Below are 236 nucleotides of genomic sequence, written 5' to 3' on the forward strand. Positions count from 1 at the left end.
CCGTGGAAAACCTTGACTCCCAACAATGCTGGGAACTCCTGCGGCAGGTATCGGTTGGACGGCTGGCGGTGTGGGTTGATGACCACCCCGACATCTTTCCGCTCAACTACGCAGTGGACCATGGCAGCGTCGTCTTCCGGACCGGCGGGGGAACCAAACTTGGCGGCGCCTTGGGCGGGACTCCGGTTGCGCTGGAGGCCGACGGCGTCGACGCGGCTTCGGGGATGGCCTGGAGC

1 protein-coding gene is annotated in these 236 nt (G+C 65.7%); it reads left to right on the top strand.

Translation table 11 applies throughout. The annotated features are described in order from the left end of the window. Positions 1-2: 2 nt before the first annotated feature. On the top strand, positions 3-236 hold a 234-nt coding region (locus tag ACU18_RS19050; RefSeq protein ID WP_197273635.1), incomplete at its 3' end, for a pyridoxamine 5'-phosphate oxidase family protein.

The sequence above is a fragment of the Arthrobacter sp. ZBG10 genome, from assembly GCF_001238605.1.
Lineage (GTDB): Bacteria > Actinomycetota > Actinomycetes > Actinomycetales > Micrococcaceae > Arthrobacter.